Below are 24,518 nucleotides of genomic sequence, written 5' to 3' on the forward strand. Positions count from 1 at the left end.
CTCCTCGTTCGGCTGCTGGCGACGGTACCCGTGGGAGACTCGGACGGTGACGACGGGGGAACGCACGAACGACCGCACGAACGACCGCCCGGGGGCCCGCACGCTCCCGCTCGCCAGCTGGCGCTACCAGGGCACGCTGCGCACGTACCAACGCGACGTCCTCGACCGGGTGCCGGTCGAACCCGGCGACCCCGTCCACGTCGTCGCGCCGCCGGGTGCCGGCAAGACCCTGCTCGGGCTGCTCCTCGCCGGACGCCACGGTGCGCGCGCCCTCGTGCTCGCGCCGACCGCGACGATCCGCTCGCAGTGGGCCCGATCGGCGTCGGCCCTGCACGGCGACGCGACGGTGTCCGAGGACCCGGACCGCCCCGGCGACCTCACCGCGCTGACCTACCAGATGCTCTCCGTCCTCGACACCGGCAGTCCGCTCACCGACCTCGCCACCGCGGACTGGCGTCGCGAACTCGTCGACGGGGGACGGGACGACGCGGCCGCGGCACGGTGGATCGACGACCTCCGCACCAGCAACCCGGCAGCGTTCCGGAAGGGCGTCCGTCGCCGTTCGCGCGCGATCCGGAAGCGGCTCGCGCGCGAGGACCCCGAGCGCCTCGCCGAGGCCCTGCACCCGAACGCCCGCGCACTCGTCGACCGGCTCGTGGCACACGGCGTCGAGACCGTCGTCCTCGACGAGTGCCACCACCTCCTCGACCACTGGGCGTTGGTGGTCGCCTACCTGCTCGGCCGCATCCGCGCGTCCGGCCGCGAACCGGTCGTCATCGGCCTGACCGCGACCCTGCCGTCCACCGACGACCGCGACGCCCACGACACCTACACTGCACTGCTCGGCGACGTCGACCACGAAGTGCCGACACCCGCCGTCGTGAAGGAGGGCAACCTCGCGCCCTACCGCGACCACGTCTGGTTCGTCGAGCCGACCCCGGACGAGCTCGCCTTCCTGCGCGACCACGAACGCCGACTCGCCGCGCTGATCCGCGGGGCGCTCGCCGAACCCGACGGGATCGACTGGCTCGAGACGACGCTGCAACCGGAGACCAGCACCGGCGCGGTCCCCGAACCAGACCCCGGCACGCGGCCCGCCACCGCCGAGGAACGGCTCGCCGCAGCCTTCGCCGCCGACTTCCCCGTCGCCGAGGCCGCCGCACGCACCCTCGCCGAGTTCCGCCCCGACCACCCGCTGCTCGCACTCCTGCCCGACGACGTCCGACGCGCCCCCGACGCCGAGGGGCGGATCCGGGTCCTCGCCCGCTACGCCCTCGACCGACTGCTGCCCGACCCCGACCGCGCGGAGCAGTGGCAGCGCATCAAGCGCTCGATCGTGGACTTCGGCTTCACCCTGACCGACCGCGGCGTCCGACGGAGCCGAGACCCGATCGACACGGTGCTCGCATCGTCCGCCGCGAAGGACCGCGCCGTCGTCGACCTGCTCCACCTCGAACTCTCCCAGGACGCCGCCGACCGGGTCCGGGCGGTCGTGGTGACCGACCACGCCACCCACGGCAACACCCGGGGGAGCGCCGTCCCCGCCGCGGGCGCACTCCGGACCTTCGCCACGGTCGCGACGGAGGACCACCCCGTGCCGCTGCGCCCCGTGCTCGTCACCGCACGCCACCTCCGGATCGCCACCCGGGACGCCGACGTCCTGCTCCCCGCACTCGAGCAGCGCCTCGGCACGACCTGCAGCACGGAGCCGGTGCCCGACGACCCGCACGTGCTCAGCGTCGAGACCCCCGGTGCCGGATCGGCCGCCGTGCTGGCCGCCGTCTCCGCCCTGCTCACGGACGGCACCACCCGACTCGTCGTCGGTACCCGTGGCCTCCTCGGCGAGGGTTGGGACTGCCCCGCCGTGAACACGCTCATCGACCTCACCGCCGTCGCGACCTCGTCGGCGACCCAGCAGCTCCGCGGTCGCACGCTCCGCCTCGACCCGGCGTGGCCCCGCAAGGTCGCCCACAACTGGACCGTCACCGCCGTCGTCCCGGCCGACGTCCCGCTCGACGCCGCCCCGGACGTCTCCCGGATGCGCCGGAAGCACGAACAGATCTGGGGACTGCTCCGCTCGGACTCTGCGCAGGTGGTCCGCGGCACGTCGATCGCGCTCACCGACGGACAGGCCCGCCGGCTCGCCGGACTCGTCGCCAAGGACGAGCGGCAGACCGTCCGGGCCCTCGACGAGACCATCGCCGCCGAACTCCCCACCCGGGCCGACAGCTGGGCCGCCTGGCGCGTGGGCGAGCCCTACGCCGACCGCGAGAGCACGGCGACCGTCGTCGAGGAACCACGGACGCAGCCGTTCCGCACCGGACCGACCGCGGAGTTCGTGCTCGCCGTCGTCCTCGGCGCGGTCCTCTGGCTGCTCGCCGAGTCCGCTCGGGGCATCGTCGCCCTCTGGCGGCTCGGCTCGGTGCCCGGCGTGCTCGGGCTCCTCGTCGTCATCGGTCTCGCCGTCCTGCTCGTCTGGCCCGTCGCCCGACAGCTCGGCCTCGCCCTCCGCCAGCGGTTCAGCACCGTCGGCGCCTACCGCAGAGCCGTCCGGGTCGTCGTCGACGCACTGCACCGGGCCGGTCGGGTCCCGGCGTTCGGCGAGGGGGACGTCCGCGTCACCGCGCAGATGGCGGGGAAGGTGCCGCAGAGCTTCACGATGGAGGTGCTCGGCGCACGCCCCGAGGACCGCCGCGTCGTCACCGGCGCGCTCGCCGAGTTCTTCGGCCCGGTGCGGACCCCGCGCTTCCTGCTGCAGGTCAGCCGCACCGAGCGCGCGACCGTGCGGCGGGCACCGTTGCTCGTCGTGGCACTGGCCGTGGCCCGCGCGGTCACCCCGGGCGACCGGTACTTCGCCGTGCCGGCGGCCGTGGGACGTCGCCGTGCCGATGCCGAGGCGTTCGCCGCCGACTGGAGCCGCCGGGTCGGTCCGTGCCGCCTCCACGAGATCGACTCGCCGGAGTCGCTCGTGCTGCTGGTCCGTGCTCGCCGGACGTCGGGTGCCGCCACGGCCGCGCCGGTGCTCCGCGACCAGTGGTCCTGACACGATCCGAGCTGCCGTCGGACGCGGAGCACGTGGGGAACATGGGAGGATCGAACCCATGCGTCTCGTCGTCGCCGGCAGCCCCGCTGCGGCCGTCCCCACCCTCCGCCGCCTCGCGGCGTCCGAGCACGAGATCGCCGCGGTGCTCACCCGTCCGGCGACCCCGCAGGGCCGGAAGCGCGTCCTCACCCCGACCCCCGTCGCCCAGGTCGCACAGGAGCTCGGCCTCCCGGTGATCGAGGCGTCGCGGGTCGACGACGAGGTCACCGCCCGCATCGCCGACCTCGGGGTCGACCTCGGCGTCATCGTCGCGTACGGCGCCCTGCTCCGACGCCCGGCGCTCGACGCCCCGCGGCTCGGCTGGGTGAACCTGCACTTCTCGGACCTGCCGCAGTACCGCGGCGCCGCCCCCGTCCAGCGCGCGGTGATGGCCGGCGACACCCGCACCGCCGCGACGGTGTTCCAGCTCGTCGAGGCGCTCGACGCCGGTCCGGTGTACGCGAGCGACCCGTTCGACATCGACCCCGAGGCGACCTCCGGCGAGGTCCTCGCCGCGATGGCCGAGACCGGCGCCGAGACCGTCGTCCGCGTCGTCGACGACATCGCCGCGGGCACCGCGGTCGCCGTGGAGCAGACCGGCGAGCCCACCCTCGCCCCGAAGCTGACCATCGATGACGGTCGCATCGACTTCGCCGCACCGGCCACCGTCGTGCACGCACGCCTGCGCGGCGTCACGCCCGAGCCCGGCGCGTACGCCCACCTCGGCGAGACCCGCGTCAAGCTGCTCCGCAGCAACCGACTGCCAGGAGGCGTGGCAGACCCCGCCCCGTCGCTCGCCCCCGGTACGCTCAGCGTCCAGGGCGGTCGGCTGCTCGTCGGGACCGCCGACGACCCGCTCGTGCTCACCGAGGTGCAACCCGCCGGCAAGAAGGCGATGGACGCCGCCGCCTGGGCCCGGGGCCTCGGCTCCCTCGACGGGAAGGTCCTGGCGTGAGCGCCGCGAACACCGGGCAGCGCCGGCACCACGGACCGCGGCAGACGAGTGCCCGCCGTGTGGCCTTCGACGTGCTGCGGGCGGTGCAGGTCGACGACGCCTACGCCAACCTCCTGCTCCCGACCCGGATCCGCCGCGCCGGGCTCTCCGCGCGCGATGCCGGGTTCGCCACCGAGCTGACCTACGGGTCGATCCGGATGCTCGGCCGGTACGACGCGATCATCGCCCTCGCCTCCGGTCGTCGCATCGACAACGTCGAGTCCGACGTGCTCGACGTCCTCCGGCTCGGCGCCCACCAGCTGCTCGGGATGCGCACCCCGACGCACGCCGCCGTCGACGCCACGGTCGAGCTCGCCCGCGAGGTCGGTGCCCGCCGCGCCACCGGCTTCGTCAACGCCGTGCTGCGCAAGGTCGCCGCACGCACCGACGACGAGTGGGACGCGCTCATCACCGAGGGCCGCGGTGGGGACGCACTGCTCGCCACCCGGTGGTCGCACCCCACGTGGGTGGTGTCCGCGCTGCGGGACGCCCTCGCTGCCGAACGCTCGCGGGACGAGCTCGCCGCGCTCCTGGCGGCCGACAACGCCGCACCCCGGGTGCAGCTCGCCGCGCTGCCCGGGCTGGCCACCGACGAGGACGTCGCCGCTGCCCGGGCCCACGCCGCGACCGCGACCGAACACGAGACGGACGCCGACGACGAGACGCAGGTCGCGCCTCCCGAACCGCTCGCGGACCCCGAGGCGGACCTGCCGGTCTCGCCCGTCGGCATCCGCGGGATCTCCGGCGACCCGGCCCGCGTGCCGGGCGTCACCGCCGGACGGCTCCGCGTGCAGGACGAGGGCTCCCAGCTCGCGGCACTGGCGCTCAGCCGGTCGTCGGCGATCCGGCCGGGGGAGCGGTGGCTCGACCTCTGCGCCGGGCCCGGTGGCAAGGCGGCGCTCCTCGCGGCCGAGGCCGCACAGGGCGGGGCGACCCTCGTGGCGAACGAACTCGTGCCGGCGCGTGCCGGACTCGTGCGGAAGGCCCTCGCGGGCGCCGGTGACGGCGTGACCGTGGTCGAGGGCGACGGTCGGCGCTTCGGTCGCGACGGCGCCGGGGTGACGTTCGACCGGATCCTGCTCGACGCGCCGTGCACCGGACTCGGAGCGCTCCGGCGTCGTCCGGAGGCCCGGTGGCGCAAGCAGCCCGAGGACGTCCCCGAGCTTGCCGCGCTGCAGGCCGAGCTGCTCGACGCCGCCGTGCGGGTGCTCGCACCGGGCGGGACCCTCGCGTACGTGACGTGCTCGCCGCACCTGGCGGAGACCCGCGGCCAGGTCGACGCCCTGATGGCGCGGCACGGTGGCGAGCTCGAGCAGCTCGACACCGCGTCCGTCGTGCGGTCCGTGGCTGCGCGGGACCCGCGGGTGGCCGACGGGGACACGGTGCAGCTCTGGCCGCACCGGATCGGGACGGACGCGATGTTCATCGCGCTGTTCCGGCGCGTCGCGTAGCACGAGAGCCCAGCAGCAGGCCGCCGGCTCAGCGAGACCGGCGGTACGCGCTCCCGTCGCAGGTGTGCACGGCGTCCTCGTCGAACAGCGCCCGCAGGTTGTACGCGGCGCAGTCGCGGAAGGTCGCGATGCTGATCCACCGCGCCGAGCGGCGGAGCTCGCCCTTCGCGGGGCCGTCCGAGCCGATGCCGGCCCGGTGCACCGTCCAGGCGATGTCCCGCGCCTCGGCGTCGAGGTAGCGCATCACCGCCTCGTTGTCGGCGTGCTGACCGCGGTACGCGCGGGCGAGCGTCGCCCGCACGAGCCGCAGCACCGGTGCGAGCCGCCGGCCGGGAGGCGCGCTCAACCCGCCCGCCTGGTAGAGCAGGCGGGTGGCACCGCTCCGACGCATCGCCGGCACGAGCGCCCGGACGAAGGGCGTGTTGACCAGACGGCCACGCTGCGCGTCGACGTCCCCGAGCATCACGACGACGGCGGTCACACCGTCCAGCAGTGCGTCGAGGTCGAGGTCGTCGGGGACGGAGCCCGGTACGACCTCGAGGTCGTCGTGCTGGATCGTGAGCTTGGCCGGCGTGCGGGCGACGGCGCGCACCCGGTGTCCGGCGTCGAGGGCGAACTGCGTGAAGTGCTGGCCGGTCTGGCCCGTCGCGCCGAAGACGAGCAGGTGCTGTTGGGGTGTCATGGTTCCAATCTAGGCACTGACTAGAAAATAGGCAATGCCTAGTCGCGGGGTAGGGTGGAGTCATGCCGGATCGTCCCTTCCACCACGGGAACCTCCGCGCCGTCCTGCTCGACGAGGCCGTGACGGTCCTGCGTGAGGACGGTGTCGACGGGCTGTCCCTGCGTGACCTCGCGCGCCGCGCCGGTGTGAGCCACGGAGCGCCGCGGAGCCACTTCGTCGATCGCCAGGCGCTCCTCGACGCCGTGGCCGAGCTCGGCTTCGACCGGCTGGCCGCCGCGGTGCGCCGAGCGCTGGCCGGTGCCGGTGACCTGGACGACCGCTTCCGCCGGGTCGCCCTCGCGTACGTCGACTTCGCGATCGACGACGCCGCGCTGATGGACCTGATGTTCCAGGCGAAGACGACCACCCGGGCCGAGTCGGTGCAGGCCGCCGCCTCGTCGCTGTTCGCCGTGCTCGACGGCGCGATGGGGAGCGCGCTGGCGGACGGCGGCGACGGCGACGCCCGGCACCTGTTCAAGCTCCTGTTCGCCGCCACCATGCAGGGGATCGCCGCGCTCGTGGTCTCGCGTCGGATCGACCGCGCCGAGGGGGAGCGGCTGGTGGACGCCGCGCTGGAGACGATGCTCCGCTCGGACCTCGGCTCCCGCGCGGTCGGCGCGAACTGAAGCCGGTGCGGAGCGGGCTGACGGACGCACCCCGGTAGGCTCGACGGGTGACGATCCGCATCTCGCCGAGCATCCTGTCCGCCGACTTCGCGAACCTCGAACGCGAGCTCCACCGCATCGAGACCGCCGACCTGGTGCACGTCGACGTGATGGACAACCACTTCGTGCCGAACCTCACGCTGGGCCTGCCGATCGTGCAGCGCCTGCAGGAGGTCTCCCCGGTGCCGCTCGACGTCCATCTCATGATCACGAACGCCGACACCGAGGCGCCGAAGTACGCCGAGACGGGTGCGTCGAGCGTGACCTTCCACTTCGAGGCCGCCGACGACCCGGTGGCGACCGCCGCGGCGATCCGCTCGAACGGCGCCCGGGCAGCCGTCGCGGTGAAGCCCGGCACCCCGATCACCCAGGTGCTCCACCACCTCGACGCCTACGACATGATCCTGCTCATGACGGTCGAGCCCGGGTTCGGCGGCCAGGCGTTCATGCGCTCGGTGATGCCGAAGCTCGCCGACGCCCGTGCGGCGGTCGACGCATCGGGGCTCGACGTCTGGCTCGAGGTCGACGGCGGGATCGCGGTCGACACGGTGCCCGAGGCGGTCCGCAGCGGTGCCGACACCCTCGTGGCGGGCTCCGCGGTGTACGGCGGCGAGCCGGCCGCGCGCATCGCGGACCTGCGCGAGGCGGCCGCGGCAGCACGCTCGTGACCGGACCGGTGCCCGAGGTGACGGGCGTGGCGGACACGAGCCGCGCCTCCCGTCCGGACGGTACGTCGGCCGTGTCGGCGGGGGACGGTAGCCTGGTGCGCGTGAAGACGTTCGACGACCTGTTCCAGGAGCTCACCGAGAAGGCGCGCACGCGCCCCGAGGGCTCCGGCACCGTCGCCGAACTGGACGCCGGCGTGCACCAGATCGGCAAGAAGATCGTGGAAGAAGCGGCCGAGGTCTGGATGGCGGCCGAGTACGAGGGCGACGAGCGCACCTCCGAGGAGATCTCGCAGCTCGTGTACCACCTGCAGGTGCTCATGGTGGCGAAGGGGCTCACCCCGGCGGACGTCTGGCGACATCTCTGATCCGCTGATCAGCCGCCGACCCTCCACCAGAAAGCAGACCCCCTGATGCTCCGCATCGCCGTGCCCAACAAGGGCTCCCTGTCCGAGACCGCGTCCGACATGCTGCGCGAGGCCGGGTACGCCGGCCGCCGCGACCCGAAGGCGCTCCACCTGCTCGACGAACGCAACGGCGTCGAGTTCTTCTTCCTCCGCCCGCGCGACATCGCCACGTACGTGGGTTCCGGCGCGCTCGACGTCGGCATCACCGGCCGCGACCTGCTGCTCGACTCCGGATCCGCCGCGCACGAGGTCGACGCGCTCGGGTTCGCCGACTCGACGTTCCGGTTCGCCGGTACGCCCGGCCGGTTCAGCACGCTGCAGGACCTCGACGGTGTGCGGGTGGCGACGAGCTACCCCGGGCTCGTGGGGGAGTTCCTCGCGAAGCACGGCGTCACCGCGACGCTCGTCAAGCTCGACGGCGCGGTCGAGAGCGCCGTGCGCCTCGGTGTCGCCGACGCCGTGGCCGACGTGGTCTCGACGGGCAGCACGCTCCGGGCGGCCGGGCTCGAGATCTTCGGGCCGGTCATCCTCGAGTCGACCGCGCTCCTCATCTCCACCGACGAGACGATCCCCGGCATCGACGTCCTGCGACGCCGACTGCAGGGCGTGCTCGTCGCGCGCGGCTACGTGATGCTCGACTACGACATCCCCACCGGGCTCCTCGAGCAGGCGACCGCCGTCGCGTCGGGCATCGAGTCGCCGACGGTCTCGCCGCTGCACGGTCGCGACTGGTCGGCCGTCCGCGTGATGATCCCGCGCGACGACGCGAACCTCATCATGGACGCGCTGTACGACCTCGGCGCGCGCGCCATCCTCGTCAGCCCGATCCACGCCGCACGACTGTGACCGGGGTCTCCGTCCGGGTCATCCCCTGCCTGGACGTCAAGGGCGGCCGGGTCGTCAAGGGCGTCAACTTCCTGGACCTGCAGGACGCCGGTGACCCGGTCGAGCTCGCCGCGCGCTACTACGAGCAGGGCGCGGACGAGCTGACCTTCCTCGACGTGGGTGCCACGGTCGAGAACCGCGCGACGATGTACGACACGGTGACGCGCACGGCCGAGCAGGTGTTCATCCCGCTCACCGTCGGTGGCGGCGTCCGGAGCGTCGACGACGTGTCGCGGCTACAGCAGTGCGGTGCGGACAAGATCGGCGTGAACAGCGCCGCGATCGCGCGGCCGGACCTCGTCGGCGAGATCGCGGACCGGTTCGGCGCGCAGGCCGTCGTGCTCTCCCTGGACATCAAGCGGTCGGACCGGATGCCGTCGGGCTTCGTCGTGACGACCCACGGCGGGCGGACCGAGTCCGACCTCGACGCGCTCGCCTGGGCGCGCGAGGCCGTCGAGCGCGGCGCGGGGGAGCTCCTCGTCAACTCGATCGACGCGGACGGCACGAAGAACGGGTTCGACGTCGAGCTCGTGGCAGCGGTGCGCGCGGTCGCGTCGGTCCCGGTCATCGCTTCGGGAGGCGCGGGTCGGCTCGAGCACTTCGCCCCCGCGATCGAGGCGGGCGCGGATGCCGTCCTCGCCGCCAGCGTCTTCCACCGCGGCGAGATGACCATCGGTGACGTGAAGGCCGCGTTGCGCGCGACCGGGCACGCCGTCCGCTGATCCGCCGCCGTAGGCTAGGAGTCTCATGACCGACAGCACCAGCACCAGCACGGACGCGGTCCTCGACCGCGCGCGGTTCGGTGCGGACGGGCTGCTCCCCGCCATCGTGCAAGAGGAGTCGTCGAAGGACGTCCTCATGCTCGGCTACATGGACCGAGAAGCCCTCCGCCGCACCCTGACCGAGGGACGGGTGACCTTCTGGTCGCGGTCCCGGAACGAGTACTGGCGCAAGGGCGACACCTCGGGGCACGCGCAGTACGTGCGCGGTGCGGCGTTCGACTGCGACGCGGACACGCTCCTCGTGACCGTCGAACAGGTCGGCGCCGCGTGCCACACCGGCGCGCACCGCTGCTTCGACGTCGACCCCCTCGAGCCCGTGACGGCGTCCGCGCCCGACGGCGCCGCGTCCGCTCTCGCCGGTGCGCCGTCCGCTCTCGCTGGTGGGGCCGTGGAGGAGACCCGATGAGCACCGCGACGCTCTCCGACACGCCGCACACGACCTCCCGTCCGGAGTTCGACGCCCTGCTCGACGCCCACCGCGTCGTCCCCGTCGTGCGCGCGCTCTACGCCGACAGCGAGACGCCGGTCGGTGTCTACCGGAAGCTCGCCGACCGCCGGCCCGGTACCTTCCTGCTCGAGTCCGCCGGGCAGGGCGGCCTCTGGTCGCGCTGGTCCTTCGTCGGGGTGCGCAGCTTCGGCGTGCTCACCCAGGACGGCGACCGTGCCGCGTGGATCGACACCGGCATCCCGGCGTCCCGCGCCGTCGACTCGCTCGACGGCGCGCCGCTCGAGGTCCTGGCGCGGCTGCACGAGCGCTGGGCGACCCCGCGGATCCCCGGCACCCCGCCGCTCGTCGGTGGCACCGTCGGGTTCATCGGCTGGGAGGCCGTCCGTCAGCTCGAGCACCTGCCGAACGTGCCGCCGGCCGACTTCGACGTGCCGGGGCAGGCCCTCGCGTTCGTGTCCGAGCTCGCCGCGCTCGACCACCGCACCGGGCTCGTCCTGCTCGTCGCCAGCGTGCTGAACGACAGTGTCGACGACGCCGAGGCGCTGTGGGCGGACGCCCAGGCGCGACTCGACCGGATGCAGGCCGACCTCGTGCAGCCCTCCGCCGCGACCGTCGCCGAGGCGTTCGACATCGCCGAGCCGACCCCGACCCACCGGTCCACCCCCGCGGACTACATGGCGGCCGTCGAGCGGTCGAAGGGCTTCATCCGCGACGGGGACGTCTTCCAGGTCGTCATCTCGCAGCGCTTCGACCACGAGGTCACCGCGGATCCCCTCGACGTCTACCGCGTGCTGCGGACGCTCAACCCGAGCCCGTACATGTACTTCCTGTCGCTGGCGGACACCGCGGACGAGCGCTTCTGGATCGTCGGTGCCTCGCCCGAGGCCCTGGTCAAGGTGCAGGACGGCCGGGCGATCACCCACCCGATCGCCGGGTCGCGTCCGCGCGGCGCCACACCCGAGGCGGACGTCCGTCTCGGCGAGGACCTGCTCGAGGACCCGAAGGAGCGCGCCGAGCACCTCATGCTCGTCGACCTGGCGCGCAACGACCTGCAGAAGGTCTGCGAGCCGGGCACGGTCGCCGTGACCGAGTTCATGACGGTCGAGCGGTTCAGCCACATCATGCACCTGGTGTCGAGCGTCGAGGGCGCCGTGCGGCCCGGGGCCTCGGCGATCGACGTGTTCCGGGCTACCTTCCCGGCCGGCACCCTCTCCGGGGCGCCGAAGCCGCGGGCGCTCGAGATCATCGACGAGCTCGAACCCGCGAAGCGCGGTGCCTACGCGGGCGTGGTCGGCTACTTCGACTTCGCCGGCGACGCCGACCTCGCGATCGCGATCCGCAGCGCCCTCATCAAGGACGGTGTGGCACGCGTGCAGGCCGGGGCCGGGCTCGTGGCCGACTCCGACCCCGAGACCGAGCACATCGAGGCCGTGAACAAGGCCGCGGCACCGCTGCGGGCCATCGCGACCGCGAACCGGATGCGTGGGGTGCACTCGTGACGGCCCGCCGCTCCCGGCCGCTCGTCGTCGTCGCCGGCCTCGGCGTCGCGGGCATCATCATGCTCTCGTGGACGCAGACCTGGTTCACGGTCCACCTCCACGCGGGCGCTGCCGTCGCCGCGAAGGTGGACGCCGACGGTGCGGCCGCGGTCCCGCAGTACACCGCCCTGGCGATCGCCAGCCTCGCGCTCTTCCTGGCGATGACCATCGCCGGGCGGGTCGTCCGGATCGTGCTCGCCGCCGTCGAGATCCTGCTCGGCGTCGGCGTGGTGGTGTCCGGCATCACCGCCCTGGCCGACCCGGTCGCCGCAGCGAAGGGTGCCGTGGGCGAGGTCGCGGGCGTCGCGGACCTGTCCGCCGTCCGCCGGGCCGTGTCGAGCGTGGACGTGTCGGCGTGGCCGGTCGTCGGCATCGTCGGCGGCGTGCTCGCGATGGCGCTCGGGGTCGTCGTGCTCGTCGTGCAGCGGTCCTGGCCGGGGCCGAGCCGGAAGTACGGTGCGGCCACCGCGGGCGCGGCGGCGGATGCCCGTGCGGTGGCGCCGGTCGAACGTGACGCCGTGGTGGACTGGGACGACCTGAGCGCCGGTGTCGACCCGACCTCGGACGCGGTCGCCGGCCCCGACAGCGCAGCCGCAGGGCCCGACGACGCGACCGCGGGCGCTGCCGGAGCGGCCCCGGACGACACGGTAGGATCGAACGGACGCCGGTCGAACGACGGCGTCGAAGCAGAACGAGGAGCACCGTGAGCAACACTGAGCCCGCAGAACTCGGCGAAGGCCACTCGCCGGCAGCCTGGACCGCCGTCGTGATCATGCTGATCGGATTCGCGGCCGGCACGCTGTTCTTCTGGTTCGACCAGCCGTGGGGCGTCTGGGCCTCCGCCGGCGTGGTGCTCATCGGCCTCATCGTCGGTGGCGTCATGAAGAAGGCGGGCTACGGCGTCGACGGCCCGAAGTTCGTCCCCAAGCACCACTCCGAGTAGGTCCGGCATGCCGAACGTGCTCGAGACCCTCGTCGCGGGCGCGCTCGAGGACGCCGCGGCCCGTCGCGTCGACCGTCCCTATGCGGACGTCGAACGCGACCTGGACCGCGTCGCGTCCCCGCTCGACGCCCTCACGTTCCTGGCCCCCGGCGACCGGGTGAAGATCCTCGCCGAGGTCAAGCGTGCCAGCCCGTCCCGCGGGTCCATGGCCCCGATCGAGGACCCCGCGTCCCTCGCCGCCGACTACGAGCGCGGCGGAGCCTCGACGATCAGCGTCCTGACCGAGGGGCGCAAGTTCCTCGGCAGCCTCGCCGACCTCGAAGCGGTCAAGGCCCGGGTGGGCGTCCCCGTCCTCCGCAAGGACTTCATCGCCGACCCGTACCAGGTGATCGAGGCCCGGGCGTCCGGTGCCGACGTCGTCCTGCTCATCGTGGCGGCGCTCGAGCAGCAGCAGCTGGTCGAGCTCCACACCCTGGCGGAAGAACTCGGCATGCGCGTCCTGGTCGAGGCGCACTCGGCGGACGAGGTCTCGCGCGGCCTCGACGCCGGAGCCCGGATCCTCGGGGTGAACGCCCGCGACCTGACCGACTTCTCGCTCGACCGAGACCTGTTCGGTTCGCTCGCCGACCGGATCCCCGACGGGGTCGTGCGCGTCGCCGAGTCCGCGGTCGCCGGTCCGGCCGACGTCGCGCACTACCGTGCCGCCGGCGCCGACGTCGTCCTGGTGGGGGAGGCGCTCGTGACGGGCGACGACCCCGCTGCCACACTCGCGTCGTTCATCGCAGCCGCCGACCGCGACTGAGCGACGACAGCATCCATCCCAGCCCGGTTCACCGGGCGTGTCCCGGGAGACCCATCGTGACCTCACTCCGCGACCTGCACGGACCGTACTTCGGCGACTTCGGCGGGCGGTTCGTCCCCGAGTCGCTCGTCCTCGCGCTCGACGAACTCGAAGCGGCGTTCCGCGAGGCCTGGGCGGACCCGGCCTTCCGCGACGAGCTCGACACGCTCCAGCGCGACTACACCGGGCGGCCCTCGATCATCACCGAGGTGCCCCGGTTCGCCAAGCACGCCGGCGGTGCCCGGATCATCCTCAAGCGCGAGGACCTCAACCACACCGGCTCGCACAAGATCAACAACGTGCTCGGTCAGGCCCTCGTGGCCAAGCGCCTCGGCAAGACGCGCCTCATCGCCGAGACCGGCGCCGGCCAGCACGGCGTCGCGACGGCCACCGCGGCGGCGCTGTTCGGCATGGACTGCGTCGTCTACATGGGCGCCGTCGACACCGAGCGCCAGGCGCTGAACGTCGCCCGGATGCGCCTGCTCGGTGCCGAGGTGATCCCGGTCGAGACCGGCTCCCGCACGCTGAAGGACGCGATCAACGACGCCCTGCGCGACTGGGTCGCCAACGTCGACTCCACGCACTACCTGCTCGGCACGGTCGCCGGCCCGCACCCGTTCCCCGAGATGGTGCGCGAGTTCCACAAGGTCATCGGCGAAGAGGCCCGCCAGCAGGTCCTCGACCGGGTCGGGCGCCTGCCGGACGCGGTCGCCGCGTGCGTCGGCGGCGGCTCGAACGCCATGGGCATCTTCGAGGCCTTCCTCGACGACGAGTCCGTCGCGCTGCACGGCTTCGAGGCCGGTGGCGACGGCGTCGAGACCGGTCGGCACGCCGCGAGCATCACGCTCGGTCGCGAGGGCGTCCTCCAGGGCACGAAGTCCTACCTCATGCAGGACGAGGACGGCCAGACGATCGAGAGCCACAGCATCTCCGCCGGGCTCGACTACCCGAGCGTCGGGCCGGAGCACGCCTACCTCGCCTCGATCGGGCGTGCGAAGTACGAGCCGATCACCGACGACGAGGCGATGGAGGCCTTCCGCCTGCTGAGCCGCACCGAGGGCATCCTGCCGGCGATCGAGTCGTCGCACGCCCTCGCCGGGGCGATCAAGCTCGGCACGGAGCTCGGTCCAGAGGGCGTCATCCTCGTGAACCTGTCCGGCCGGGGCGACAAGGACGTCGCGTCCGCCAGTCGCTACTTCGGCATCCTCGACGAGAACGCGGTGCAGCTGTGACCACGAACCAGACGGTCGCGACGACGATCGACACCGCCAACGCCGAGCGCGCGGGGGCCGTCGTCGGCTACCTGCCCGCCGGCTACCCCGACGTGCAGACGAGCGTCGACGCCGCCGTGGCCCTGGCCGAGAACGGCGTCGACGTCATCGAGCTCGGCCTGCCGTACTCCGACCCGGTGATGGACGGCCCGGTCATCCAGCGGGCGGCAGAGGAGAGCCTGGCGAACGGCTTCCGCGTCGCGCAGGTCTTCGACGCCGTGCACCAGATCACCGAGCGGGCGAACGTGCCCGTGCTCGTGATGACCTACTGGAACCCGGTGCTCCGGTACGGCGTCGAGCGGTTCGCCGACGACCTCGTCGCCGCGGGTGCCGCCGGGCTCATCACGCCGGACCTCATCCCCGACGAGGGCGCCGAGTGGATCCGCGAGTCGGAGCGCACCGGCCTGGACCGCGTGTTCCTCGCAGCCCCTTCCTCGTCGGACACGCGCATGCAGCAGGCGGTCCGGTCCAGCCGCGGGTTCGTCTACGCCGTCTCCACCATGGGCGTCACCGGCGCGCGCGAGGGCGTCGACGTCGCAGCGCGCACCGTCGTGTCGCGGCTCCGCGACGCCGGGGTCGAGCGCACGTGCGTCGGTCTCGGCATCTCGACGGCGGAGCAGGTCGGCGAGGTCCTCGAGTACGCCGACGGCGCCATCATCGGCTCCGCCTTCGTCCGGGCCCTGGCGGACCTCGGCGTGCAGGGCGTGGCCGACCGGGCAGCCGACCTCACCTCGGGCGCGCAGCGCCGCTGACGTCCAGGAGGCGCGGTGCCGGCGACCCCGTCGGCCCACCTGCACCGCGGTGCGGGTGAGCGACGCGTCCGCCCCGCACCGCGCCTCCCGTCGGTCACAGTTTCCACAGGACCGGGCCCTCGGTTCCTGACGCACGCACCTCCCGCGCTACAGTGAGCGGGGCCGACGGCACGTCGGCACCGCGCCCAGCCAGCACCGAAAGGCGACAGCACCTCCATGCCCCTCCTGAGCATCCCGAGCCCGAGCACCGCGTGGCAGTACTTCGACCTGACCGCCTGGCTGCGCGACGCGTTCGGTTGGTCGCTGCCGCTCGACTTCCGCATCCACGCCTACGCGATCTGCATCCTGCTCGGGATCGTCGCCGCCGTCATCCTCGCGAACCGCCGGCTCAACGCGCGCGGCGTCGAGCGCTGGATCATCATCGACATCGCGATCTGGGCCGTCCCCGCCGGGATCATCGGCGGTCGCCTGTTCCACGTGTTCACCCACGTCAGCGACTACTTCGGTCCTGGGCGCGACCCGCTGTCCTTCCTCTACATCTGGGAGGGCGGCCTCGCGATCTTCGGCGCGCTCATCCTCGGTTCGGTCGGCGCCTACATCGGCTGCCGCCAGGTCGGCCTGCGGTTCACCGCGTTCATCGACGCCGTCGTGCCGGGCGTGCTGCTCGCCCAGGCGTTCGGTCGCCTCGGCAACTACTTCAACCACGAGCTCTTCGGCATGCCGACCAGCCTGCCGTGGGGCCTGCAGATCGAGTCGTCGAACGCGGCGTTCCCGAAGGGTCTGCCCGAGGGCACGCTCTTCCACCCGACGTTCCTCTACGAGATCATCTGGAACGTCGTCGGCGTCGTCGTGATCCTGCTGCTCGACAAGAAGTTCCGCCTGCAGTGGGGCAAGGTCCTGTCGCTCTACCTGATCTGGTACGGCATCGGTCGCTCGGTCCTCGAGTCCATCCGCGTCGACACGAGCGAGACGTTCTTCGGCATCCGGACGAACGTGTGGATGTCCTTCGCGGCGATCCTGCTGGGCATCATCATCTTCCTCGTCCAGTCCAAGCGGCACCTCGGCAAGGAGCCGAGTCCGTACCTGCCCGGTCGCGAGCCCCGCTCGAAGTCCGGGGTAGACTCGGACGACACCTGGTCAGAGTCCGACGACGACGCTCCGGCGGCCGTCACCGACTCCGATCCGGTCACCAGCAGCACCGCTGGCCGCGCGTAGGAAGCACCCCTCCTGCGTGACCGATCCCGATCGGTCACGAGTGTCAGCAGCACCTCCCGGACCCACCACAAGCGGGTCCGACACCTCGCACGCCGCCAGGGCAACTCACTGACGGCGGGCACGGGCACCAGTCCCGCCCATCTGGGCGGAACGCACCACCGGGCCACCGCTGTCCCTGTTCCACTTCCTCGTGAGGACGGTTCCCCATGGCGCTCCAGCCACCCCAGTCCCCGGCGGCACTCGTGCCGCCGCACCGTCGGTTCTCCGCGATCCCGGACGCCACCGGCATGTACGACCCGGCGAACGAGAAGGACGCGTGCGGCCTGGCGATGGTCGCGACGCTCCGCGGCACGGCCGGGCACGACATCGTCGACGCCGCCCTCGGTGCGCTGCGCAACCTCGAACACCGGGGCGCGGTCGGTTCGGACGCCGGGACCGGTGACGGTGCGGGCATCCTCTGCCAGGTGCCCGACGAGTTCTTCCGCGCCGAGGTGTCCTTCGATCTTCCAGCAGCGGGGGAGTACGCGGTCGGTACCGCGTACCTGCCCGTCGACGAGGACGACCGGCACGCGGTGAAGGGTGCCGTCGAGCGACTGGCGCGTGAAGAGGGCCTGCGGGTCCTGGGCTGGCGCGAGGTCCCCGTCCGACCCGAGGTCCTCGGCACCCTGGCCCGTGCGGCGATGCCCGCGTTCGAGCAGCTCTTCGTCGCCTCGATCCGGCACGACGTGCACGGCGCGTCGTGGAGCGGCGTCGCGCTCGACCGCCAGGCCTTCCGCCTCCGGAAGCGTGCCGAGCACGACACCGAGGTCTACTTCATGTCGCTGTCGAGCCGGACCATGGTCTACAAGGGCATGGTCACGACGCTCCAGCTCGAGCCGTTCTACCCGGACCTCAGCGACGAGCGCTTCGCGTCGAAGCTCGCGATCGTGCACTCCCGCTACTCCACGAACACGTTCCCCTCGTGGCCGCTCGCGCAGCCGTTCCGCACGCTCGCGCACAACGGTGAGATCAACACCGTCCGTGGCAACCGCAACTGGATGCGGGCACGGCAGTCGCAGCTGCAGAGCGAACTGCTCGGCGACATGGCGCCCCTGCTGCCGATCGTCAGCCCGGGCGCCAGCGACTCGGCGTCCTTCGACGAGGTGCTCGAGCTCCTGACGCTCACCGGCCGGTCGCTGCCGCACGCGGTGTCGATGATGGTCCCCGAAGCGTGGGAGAACCAGGTCGGGATGGACCCCGAGCTCCGGGCGTTCTACGAGTACCACTCGATGCTCATGGAGCCGTGGGACGGCCCGGCAGCCATCACGTTCACCGACGGCACGCTCGTCGGTGCCACCCTCGACCGCAACGGCCTGCGCCCCGGTCGCTTCCTGGTGACCGACGACGGCCTGATCGTCATGGGCTCCGAGACGGGCGTCATCGACGTGCCGGCCGACAAGGTCGTGCGCAAGGGCCGGCTCCGTCCCGGCCGGATGTTCCTCGTCGACACCGAGGCCGGTCGCATCATCGAGGACGACGAGGTCAAGCGCGAGCTGGCCACGTCCGGCCCGTGGGGCGAGTGGCTCGACGGCGGCCGGATCAACCTCGGTGACCTGCCGGACCGTGAGCACATCGTGCACACGCCCGCTTCGGTGACCCGTCGGCAGCGCGCCTTCGGCTACACCGAGGAAGAGGTCCGCATCCTGCTGCGTCCGATGGCGCAGACCGGAGCGGAGCCGCTCGGGGCGATGGGCTCGGACACGCCGATCGCGGTGCTGTCCCAGCGTCCCCGGCTGCTCTTCGACTACTTCACCCAGCAGTTCGCCCAGGTGACGAACCCGCCGCTCGACTCGATCCGCGAGCAGGTCATCACCTCGATGGGCATGGGACTCGGCCCGGAGCGCAACCTCCTGAGCGCCGGCCCCGAGCACGCGAAGCAGATCACGCTCGACTTCCCCGTGATCGACAACGACGAGCTCGCCAAGATCCAGCACTTCGAGACCGAGTCCGGTCGCCACCTGACCGTGACGATCAAGGGCCTGTACCGCGTCGACGCCGGCAAGAAGGCCATGCAGAAGCGCATCGCCGCGGTCTGCGACGAGGTCGACGCGGCGATCGAAGCCGGCAAGCAGTTCATCGTGCTGTCCGACCGCGACGGCAACGCCGAACAGGCACCGGTGCCCAGCCTGCTGCTGCTCGCCGCCGTGCACCACCACCTGATCCGCACCGAGCAGCGCATGAAGGTCGGGCTCATCGTCGAGGCCGGTGACGTGCGCGAGGTCCACCACGTCGCGACCCTCATCGGCTACGGCGCCTCGGCCATCAACCCGTACCTCGCGATGGAGACCTGCGAGATCCTCGTCCGCCAGGGCATGATCAGCGGCATCACGCCGGAGCAGGCCGTCAAGAACGTGATCAAGGCGCTCGGCAAGGGCGTGCTGAAGATCATGTCGAAGATGGGCATCTCGACGGTGTCGAGCTACGCCGGCGCGCAGGCGTTCGAGGCCGTCGGGCTCAGCCAGGAGTTCGTCGACCGGTACTTCACCGGGACCTCGTCGATCCTCGGCGGCGTCGGCATCGAGGTCATCGCGAAGGAGAACGCCGAGCGGCACGCCCAGGCGTACCCGCAGGACGGCGCGGTCCTCTCGCACGAGCGCCTGCAGACCGGCGGCGAGTACCAGTGGCGTCGCGAAGGCCCGCCGCACCTCTTCAACCCGGACACCGTGTTCCGGCTGCAGCACGCGACGCGCTCCCGTCGCTACGACATCTTCCGCGAGTACTCGCAGGCGGTCGACGACCAGTCCGAGCAGCTGATGACGCTCCGCGGCCTCTTCCGCTTCGCGCAGGGTGGCCGCAAGCCGGTCCCGCTGGACGAGGTCGAGCCGATCGAGTCGATCGTCAAGCGGTTCAACACCGGTGCGATGTCCTACGGGTCCATCTCGAAGGAAGCCCACGAGACGCTCGCGATCGCGATGAACCGTCTCGGCGGCCGGTCGAACACGGGCGAGGGCGGCGAGGACGTCGACCGCCTGCTCGACCCCGAGCGTCGGAGCGCGATCAAGCAGGTCGCGTCCGGGCGGTTCGGTGTCACGAGCATGTACCTGACGCACGCGACCGACATCCAGCTGAAGATGGCGCAGGGTGCGAAGCCGGGCGAGGGCGGGCAGCTGCCCCCGACCAAGGTGTACCCGTGGGTGGCCCGCACCCGGCACGCGACCGCGGGTGTCGGCCTGATCTCGCCACCGCCGCACCACGACATCTACTCGATCGAGGACCTCAAGCAGCTGATCTTCGACGTCAAGCGGGCGAACCCGTCCGCACGCGTCCACGTGAAGCTCGTGAGCCAGTCGGGCATCGGGGCGGTGGCCGCCGGTGTGACGAAGGCCCTCGCCGACGTCGTCCTGGTCTCCGGGCACGACGGCGGCACCGGTGCGTCGCCGCTGAACTCGCTCAAGCACGCGGGCACCCCGTGGGAGATCGGCCTCGCCGAGACGCAGCAGACGCTCATGCTCAACGGCATGCGCGACCGCGTCGTCGTGCAGGTCGACGGGCAGATGAAGACCGGCCGTGACGTCGTCGTGGCCGCGCTGCTCGGCGCCGAGGAGTACGGCTTCGCGACCGCGCCGCTCGTGGTCGAGGGCTGCATCCTCATGCGGGTGTGCCACCTCGACACGTGCCCGGTCGGCGTCGCGACCCAGAACCCCGAGCTCCGCAAGCGATTCAGCGGCAAGCCGGAGTTCGTCGTGAACTTCTTCGAGTTCATCGCGCAAGAGGTCCGCGAGCTCCTCGCCGAGCTCGGCTTCCGGTCCCTCGAAGAGGCGATCGGCCACGCCGACGCCCTCGACGTCGACCGCGCGGTCGAGCACTGGAAGGCGTCCGGCCTCGACCTCGAGCCCGTGCTCAAGGGACCGCGGTTCGACGCCGACGAGCCCCGCCGGCACCAGCGCGACCAGGACCACGAGCTGGAGCAGCACTTCGACGTGCAGCTCATCCAGCAGACGGCCGACGTCCTCGAGCACGGCGGGACGATCGCGCTCGACCTGCCGATCCGGAACACGGAGCGCGCGGTCGGCACGATGCTCGGCCACGAGGTCACGCTCCGCCACGGCGAGAACGGCCTGCCGTCGGGGTCGATCGACGTGACGTTGCGCGGTTCCGCCGGGCAGTCGCTCGGTGCGTTCCTGCCGGCGGGCATCACGCTCCGCCTGGTCGGGGACAGCAACGACTACGTCGGCAAGGGGCTGTCCGGCGGCGAGATCGTCGTGCGTCCCGACGCGGGCAGTGGCTTCGACCCCGCGCAGAACGTCATCGCCGGCAACGTCATCGGCTACGGCGCGACCCAGGGCAGCATGTTCATCCGCGGCATCGTGGGCGAACGCTTCCTGGTGCGCAACTCCGGTGCGACCGCCGTCGTCGAGGGCGTGGGGGACCACGCGCTCGAGTACATGACCGGTGGGCTCGCCCTGATCCTCGGCGAGACGGGTCGGAACCTCGGTGCCGGCATGTCCGGCGGGACCGCGTACGTCCGCGGCCTGCGGGAAGAGCACGTGAACACCGACTCGCTCGCGTCCGGTGAACTCCGGCTCGAGCCGCTCGACAGCGCCGACGTCGAGATCGTGAACGACCTGCTCGCGCGGCACGCCGCCGAGACCGGGTCGACCCTCGCGAGCGAACTGCTCGAGTCCGGTGACCTGAGCGACTTCGTCAAGGTGCTGCCGCGGGACTACGCGGCCGTGCTCGAGACCCGACAGCAGGCCGTCGACGAGGGCCTCGACCCGGACGGCGACGTCGTCTGGAACCGCATTCTGGAGGTGACCGGTGGCTGACCCCAAGGGATTCCTGAAGGTCCAGGAGCGCGAGCTCCCGGCCCGACGACCCGTACCCGTGCGGCTCATGGACTGGAAAGAGGTCTACGAGCAGCAGGAGTCCGGCGCGCTCAAGCGACAGGCCGGACGCTGCATGGACTGCGGCGTCCCGTTCTGCCACCAGGGGTGCCCGCTCGGCAACCTCATCCCCGAGTGGAACGACCTCACCTGGCGCGGCGAGGGCCGGCAGGCGATCGAGCGACTCCACGCGACGAACAACTTCCCGGAGTTCACGGGTCGGCTCTGCCCGGCTCCGTGCGAGGCGTCCTGCGTGCTCGGCATCAACCAGCCACCGGTGACGATCAAGCAGGTCGAGGTCTCGATCATCGACGAGGCGTTCCAGAACGGCTGGGTCACGCCCCACCCGCCGGAGCGCCTGACCGGCAAGACCGTCGCGGTCGTCGGGTCCGGTCCTGCCGGGCTCGCCGCCGCACAGCAGCTGACCCGCGCCGGCCACACCGTCGCGGTGTACGAGCGCGACGACCGCATCGGTGGTCTGCTCCGCTACGGCATCCCGGACTTCAAGATGGAGAAGCGTCAGATCGACGCGCGGCTCGCCCAGATGCAGGCCGAGGGCACCCGCTTCCGTGCGGGCGTCGAGATCGGGCGCGACATCACCTGGGACGACCTGAAGTCCCGGTACGACGCGGTCGTCGTCGCCACCGGCGCCACGGTCCCGCGCGACCTGCCGATCCCGGGGCGCGACCTCGCCGGCGTGCACTTCGCGATGGACTACCTCGTGCAGCAGAACAAGGCGAACGCCGGCACGACCGTCGACAACCAGGTCACGGCCGAGGGCAAGCACGTCGTCGTCATCGGCGGCGGCGACACCGGTGCGGACTGCATCGGGACCGCCCACCGGCAGGGTGCGCTCAGCGTGACGAACCTCGCGATCGGCAAGCAGCCGCCGCTGGAGCGTCCGTCCGAGCAGCCGTGGCCGATGTTCCCGACCGTGTTCGAGGTCACGAGCGCCCATGAAGAGGGCGGCGAACGCCACTACCTCGCGTCCACCGTCGAGTTCCTCGCGAACGAGGCCGGCGAGGTCCGGGCGCTCCGCGTCGCCGAGACCGAGTACCTCGACGGCCGCCGGGTCCCGAAGGCCGGCAGTGAGCGCGAGATCCCCGCGGACCTCGTCCTCGTCGCCATGGGCTTCACCGGTCCCGAGACCGACACGCTGGCGCCGCAGCTCGGACTGCCCGTGACGGTCTCCGGTGCCGTCGCCCGCCAGGCCGACTACACGACCAACGAGCCGGGCGTCTTCGTCGCGGGCGACGCCGGTCGTGGGCAGTCGCTCATCGTGTGGGCGATCGCCGAGGGCCGGGCCGCCGCCGCGAAGGTCGACGAGTACCTCGAGGGCTCGACGATCCTCCCGGCTCCGGTCAAGGCGACCGACCGGGCGATCTCGGTCTGACGATGGACGTCCACCCGATGCCCACCCAGCAGTGAGCGACAGGCCACCGGCACTCGATAGGGTGCTGGTGGCCTCGCTTCGTTCCGCGCGGCCCCACAGCGCGGAAACCCAAGCACCATCCACCACCACGAAGGAATCCATTGAGACGCGCAAAGATCGTTTCGACGCTCGGACCGGCAACGTCGGAGTACGAGACCGTCAAGGAGATCATCGAGGCAGGCGTCGACGTCGCCCGCCTCAACCTCAGCCACGGTGACTACAGCGTCCACGAGGCCAACTACGAGAACGTCCGTCGCGCGGCCGAGGAGCTCGGCAAGCCCGTCGCGATCCTCGTCGACCTGCAGGGTCCGAAGATCCGCCTCGCGAAGTTCGCCGACGGCCCGCACGACCTCGCGGTCGGCGACGTGTTCACCATCACCACCGAGGACGTCCCCGGCTCGAAGGAGATCTGCGGCACGACCTTCAAGGGCCTCCCGCAGGACGTCAAGCCCGGTGACCCGCTGCTCATCGACGACGGCCGGGTCCGCCTCCGCGTGCTCGACACCGACGGCGTGCGCGTCCGCACCGAGGTCGTCGTCGGCGGCACCGTGTCCAACAACAAGGGCATCAACCTGCCCGGCGTCGCCGTGAACGTCCCCGCCCTCAGCGAGAAGGACGAGGCGGACCTCCGCTGGGGCATCCGCCAGGGCGCCGACCTCATCGCGCTGTCGTTCGTGCGCAACGCCGCCGACGTCGAGCGTGCACACGAGATCATGGACGAAGAGGGCAAGCGCCTCCCCGTGATCGCGAAGATCGAGAAGCCGCAGGCCGTCGACGCGCTCGAGGAGATCATCGACGCGTTCGACAGCATCATGGTCGCCCGCGGTGACCTCGGTGTGGAGCTCCCGCTCGAGGCCGTCCCGATCGTGCAGAAGCGCGCCGTCGAGCTCGCCCGCCGCATGGCGAAGCCGGTCATCGTCGCGACCCAGATGCTCGAGTCGATGATCTCGTCGCCGATCCCGACCCGCGCCGAGACGTCCGACGTCGCGAACGCCGTGCTCGACGGCGCGGACGCGGTCATGCTCTCGGGCGAGACCAGCGTCGGCGAGTACCCGGTGCAGACGGTCCGCACGATGGCCCGCATCGTCGAGTCCACCGAGGACCACGGCCTCGAGCGCATCGCGCCGCTCGGCACCAAGCCGCGCACCCTCGGCGGGGCGATCACGCTCGCCGCGGTCGAGATCGCGGAGTTCACCGAGGCCTCGTACCTCTGCGTGTTCACCGAGTCCGGCGACTCGGCCCGCCGCATGTCGCGTCTGCGCCACGGCCTGCCGATCATCGCGTTCACCCCGAACGAGGCGACGCGTCGCCGCATGGCCCTCACCTGGGGTGTCCGCTCGTTCCTCGTCGAGCGCAAGACCCACACCGACGAGCTCTTCTCGCAGGTGGACGACGTCCTCCTCGAGAACGGCCTCGCCGCCCCCGGGGACCGCGTCATCGTGACGGCCGGTTCCCCTCCCGGCATCGAGGGGTCGACGAACGACCTGCGCGTGCACCGCGTGGGTGACGCCCACGCCGAGGCCGCTCCGGCCTACGTGCGCGACTGACGTCGCGTCGCGTCCCG

The 24,518-nt window shown here is 72.1% G+C and carries 20 protein-coding genes; 19 read left to right on the top strand and 1 reads right to left on the bottom strand.

Features of this window, described 5'->3' with window-relative positions:
* Positions 1 to 46: 46 nt before the first annotated feature.
* From ACIPEP_RS12515 to ACIPEP_RS12525, 3 genes are read left to right on the top strand one after another with little or no spacing between them, the layout of a single operon-like run.
* Positions 47 to 3,043 carry a hypothetical protein gene (locus ACIPEP_RS12515; protein ID WP_402717441.1) on the top strand — a complete coding sequence of 999 codons (2,997 nt, stop codon included), beginning with the start codon at positions 47 to 49 and terminating at the stop codon, positions 3,041 to 3,043.
* 58 nt (positions 3,044 to 3,101) lie between these two features.
* Positions 3,102 to 4,037, top strand: a complete 936-nt coding sequence (gene fmt / locus ACIPEP_RS12520) for a methionyl-tRNA formyltransferase (protein ID WP_402717442.1) — start codon at positions 3,102 to 3,104, stop codon at positions 4,035 to 4,037.
* The gene (locus tag ACIPEP_RS12525; protein ID WP_402717443.1) at positions 4,034 to 5,527 is read left to right on the top strand and encodes an RsmB/NOP family class I SAM-dependent RNA methyltransferase; all 1,494 of its coding nucleotides are present in this window, start codon (positions 4,034 to 4,036) and stop codon (positions 5,525 to 5,527) included. Before fmt ends, ACIPEP_RS12525 begins: the two co-directional genes overlap by 4 nt.
* Before the next feature lie 28 nt (positions 5,528 to 5,555).
* Here the strand turns inward: ACIPEP_RS12525 and ACIPEP_RS12530 are convergent, their stop codons facing one another.
* On the bottom strand, positions 5,556 to 6,209 hold the full coding sequence (locus ACIPEP_RS12530) for an NAD(P)-dependent oxidoreductase (protein ID WP_402717444.1): 654 nt from the start codon (positions 6,207 to 6,209) through the stop codon (positions 5,556 to 5,558).
* 62 nt (positions 6,210 to 6,271) lie between these two features.
* Here ACIPEP_RS12530 and ACIPEP_RS12535 point away from each other — a divergent pair, with 62 nt between their 5' ends.
* From ACIPEP_RS12535 to pyk, 16 genes are all read left to right on the top strand, one after another.
* Complete coding sequence (locus tag ACIPEP_RS12535) at positions 6,272 to 6,874, top strand: TetR/AcrR family transcriptional regulator (RefSeq protein ID WP_402717445.1); 603 nt, start codon at positions 6,272 to 6,274, stop codon at positions 6,872 to 6,874.
* Between the two features lie 47 nt (positions 6,875 to 6,921).
* Positions 6,922 to 7,581: a ribulose-phosphate 3-epimerase gene (rpe, locus tag ACIPEP_RS12540; protein ID WP_071296283.1), complete on the top strand. Its 660-nt coding sequence runs from the start codon at positions 6,922 to 6,924 to the stop codon at positions 7,579 to 7,581.
* A 101-nt stretch (positions 7,582 to 7,682) separates the two neighbouring features.
* Entirely contained in the window at positions 7,683 to 7,946 is a 264-nt protein-coding gene (locus ACIPEP_RS12545; protein WP_031259753.1) for a phosphoribosyl-ATP diphosphatase, read from the top strand.
* A 45-nt stretch (positions 7,947 to 7,991) separates the two neighbouring features.
* A complete protein-coding gene (gene hisG / locus ACIPEP_RS12550) occupies positions 7,992 to 8,831 on the top strand; it encodes an ATP phosphoribosyltransferase (protein ID WP_022906699.1) in 840 nt (279 codons plus the stop codon).
* Positions 8,828 to 9,592 carry an imidazole glycerol phosphate synthase subunit HisF gene (gene hisF, locus ACIPEP_RS12555; protein WP_229084985.1) on the top strand — a complete coding sequence of 255 codons (765 nt, stop codon included), beginning with the start codon at positions 8,828 to 8,830 and terminating at the stop codon, positions 9,590 to 9,592. Before hisG ends, hisF begins: the two co-directional genes overlap by 4 nt.
* A 25-nt stretch (positions 9,593 to 9,617) precedes the next feature.
* Positions 9,618 to 10,058: a phosphoribosyl-AMP cyclohydrolase gene (hisI, locus tag ACIPEP_RS12560; protein ID WP_402717446.1), complete on the top strand. Its 441-nt coding sequence runs from the start codon at positions 9,618 to 9,620 to the stop codon at positions 10,056 to 10,058.
* Positions 10,055 to 11,599: an anthranilate synthase component I gene (locus tag ACIPEP_RS12565; RefSeq protein ID WP_402717447.1), complete on the top strand. Its 1,545-nt coding sequence runs from the start codon at positions 10,055 to 10,057 to the stop codon at positions 11,597 to 11,599. The genes hisI and ACIPEP_RS12565 overlap by 4 nt, the downstream gene beginning before the upstream one ends.
* Positions 11,596 to 12,345, top strand: coding sequence for a Trp biosynthesis-associated membrane protein (locus tag ACIPEP_RS12570; protein ID WP_402717448.1), 750 nt, complete (start codon positions 11,596 to 11,598; stop codon positions 12,343 to 12,345). The genes ACIPEP_RS12565 and ACIPEP_RS12570 overlap by 4 nt, the downstream gene beginning before the upstream one ends.
* Positions 12,342 to 12,581 carry an HGxxPAAW family protein gene (locus ACIPEP_RS12575; RefSeq protein WP_070416235.1) on the top strand — a complete coding sequence of 80 codons (240 nt, stop codon included), beginning with the start codon at positions 12,342 to 12,344 and terminating at the stop codon, positions 12,579 to 12,581. The genes ACIPEP_RS12570 and ACIPEP_RS12575 overlap by 4 nt, the downstream gene beginning before the upstream one ends.
* Before the next feature lie 16 nt (positions 12,582 to 12,597).
* On the top strand, positions 12,598 to 13,383 hold the full coding sequence (gene trpC, locus ACIPEP_RS12580) for an indole-3-glycerol phosphate synthase TrpC (protein WP_229085047.1): 786 nt from the start codon (positions 12,598 to 12,600) through the stop codon (positions 13,381 to 13,383).
* A 56-nt stretch (positions 13,384 to 13,439) separates the two neighbouring features.
* Positions 13,440 to 14,654 carry a tryptophan synthase subunit beta gene (gene trpB, locus ACIPEP_RS12585; RefSeq protein ID WP_261646525.1) on the top strand — a complete coding sequence of 405 codons (1,215 nt, stop codon included), beginning with the start codon at positions 13,440 to 13,442 and terminating at the stop codon, positions 14,652 to 14,654.
* On the top strand, positions 14,651 to 15,445 hold the full coding sequence (gene trpA, locus ACIPEP_RS12590) for a tryptophan synthase subunit alpha (protein ID WP_070416233.1): 795 nt from the start codon (positions 14,651 to 14,653) through the stop codon (positions 15,443 to 15,445). Before trpB ends, trpA begins: the two co-directional genes overlap by 4 nt.
* Before the next feature lie 216 nt (positions 15,446 to 15,661).
* Positions 15,662 to 16,660, top strand: a complete 999-nt coding sequence (gene lgt, locus ACIPEP_RS12595; protein ID WP_083294946.1) for a prolipoprotein diacylglyceryl transferase — start codon at positions 15,662 to 15,664, stop codon at positions 16,658 to 16,660.
* 287 nt (positions 16,661 to 16,947) lie between these two features.
* Positions 16,948 to 21,465 (top strand): glutamate synthase large subunit, encoded by a 4,518-nt coding sequence (gene gltB / locus ACIPEP_RS12600; RefSeq protein WP_402717539.1) that lies wholly within the window; start codon positions 16,948 to 16,950, stop codon positions 21,463 to 21,465.
* A complete protein-coding gene (locus tag ACIPEP_RS12605) occupies positions 21,458 to 22,915 on the top strand; it encodes a glutamate synthase subunit beta (RefSeq protein WP_092387017.1) in 1,458 nt (485 codons plus the stop codon). The genes gltB and ACIPEP_RS12605 overlap by 8 nt, the downstream gene beginning before the upstream one ends.
* A 140-nt stretch (positions 22,916 to 23,055) precedes the next feature.
* Positions 23,056 to 24,501: a pyruvate kinase gene (gene pyk, locus ACIPEP_RS12610; protein ID WP_070416231.1), complete on the top strand. Its 1,446-nt coding sequence runs from the start codon at positions 23,056 to 23,058 to the stop codon at positions 24,499 to 24,501.
* Positions 24,502 to 24,518 lie beyond the last annotated feature (17 nt).

It is taken from the genome of Curtobacterium sp. NPDC087082 (assembly GCF_044745045.1).
Taxonomy (GTDB): domain Bacteria; phylum Actinomycetota; class Actinomycetes; order Actinomycetales; family Microbacteriaceae; genus Curtobacterium.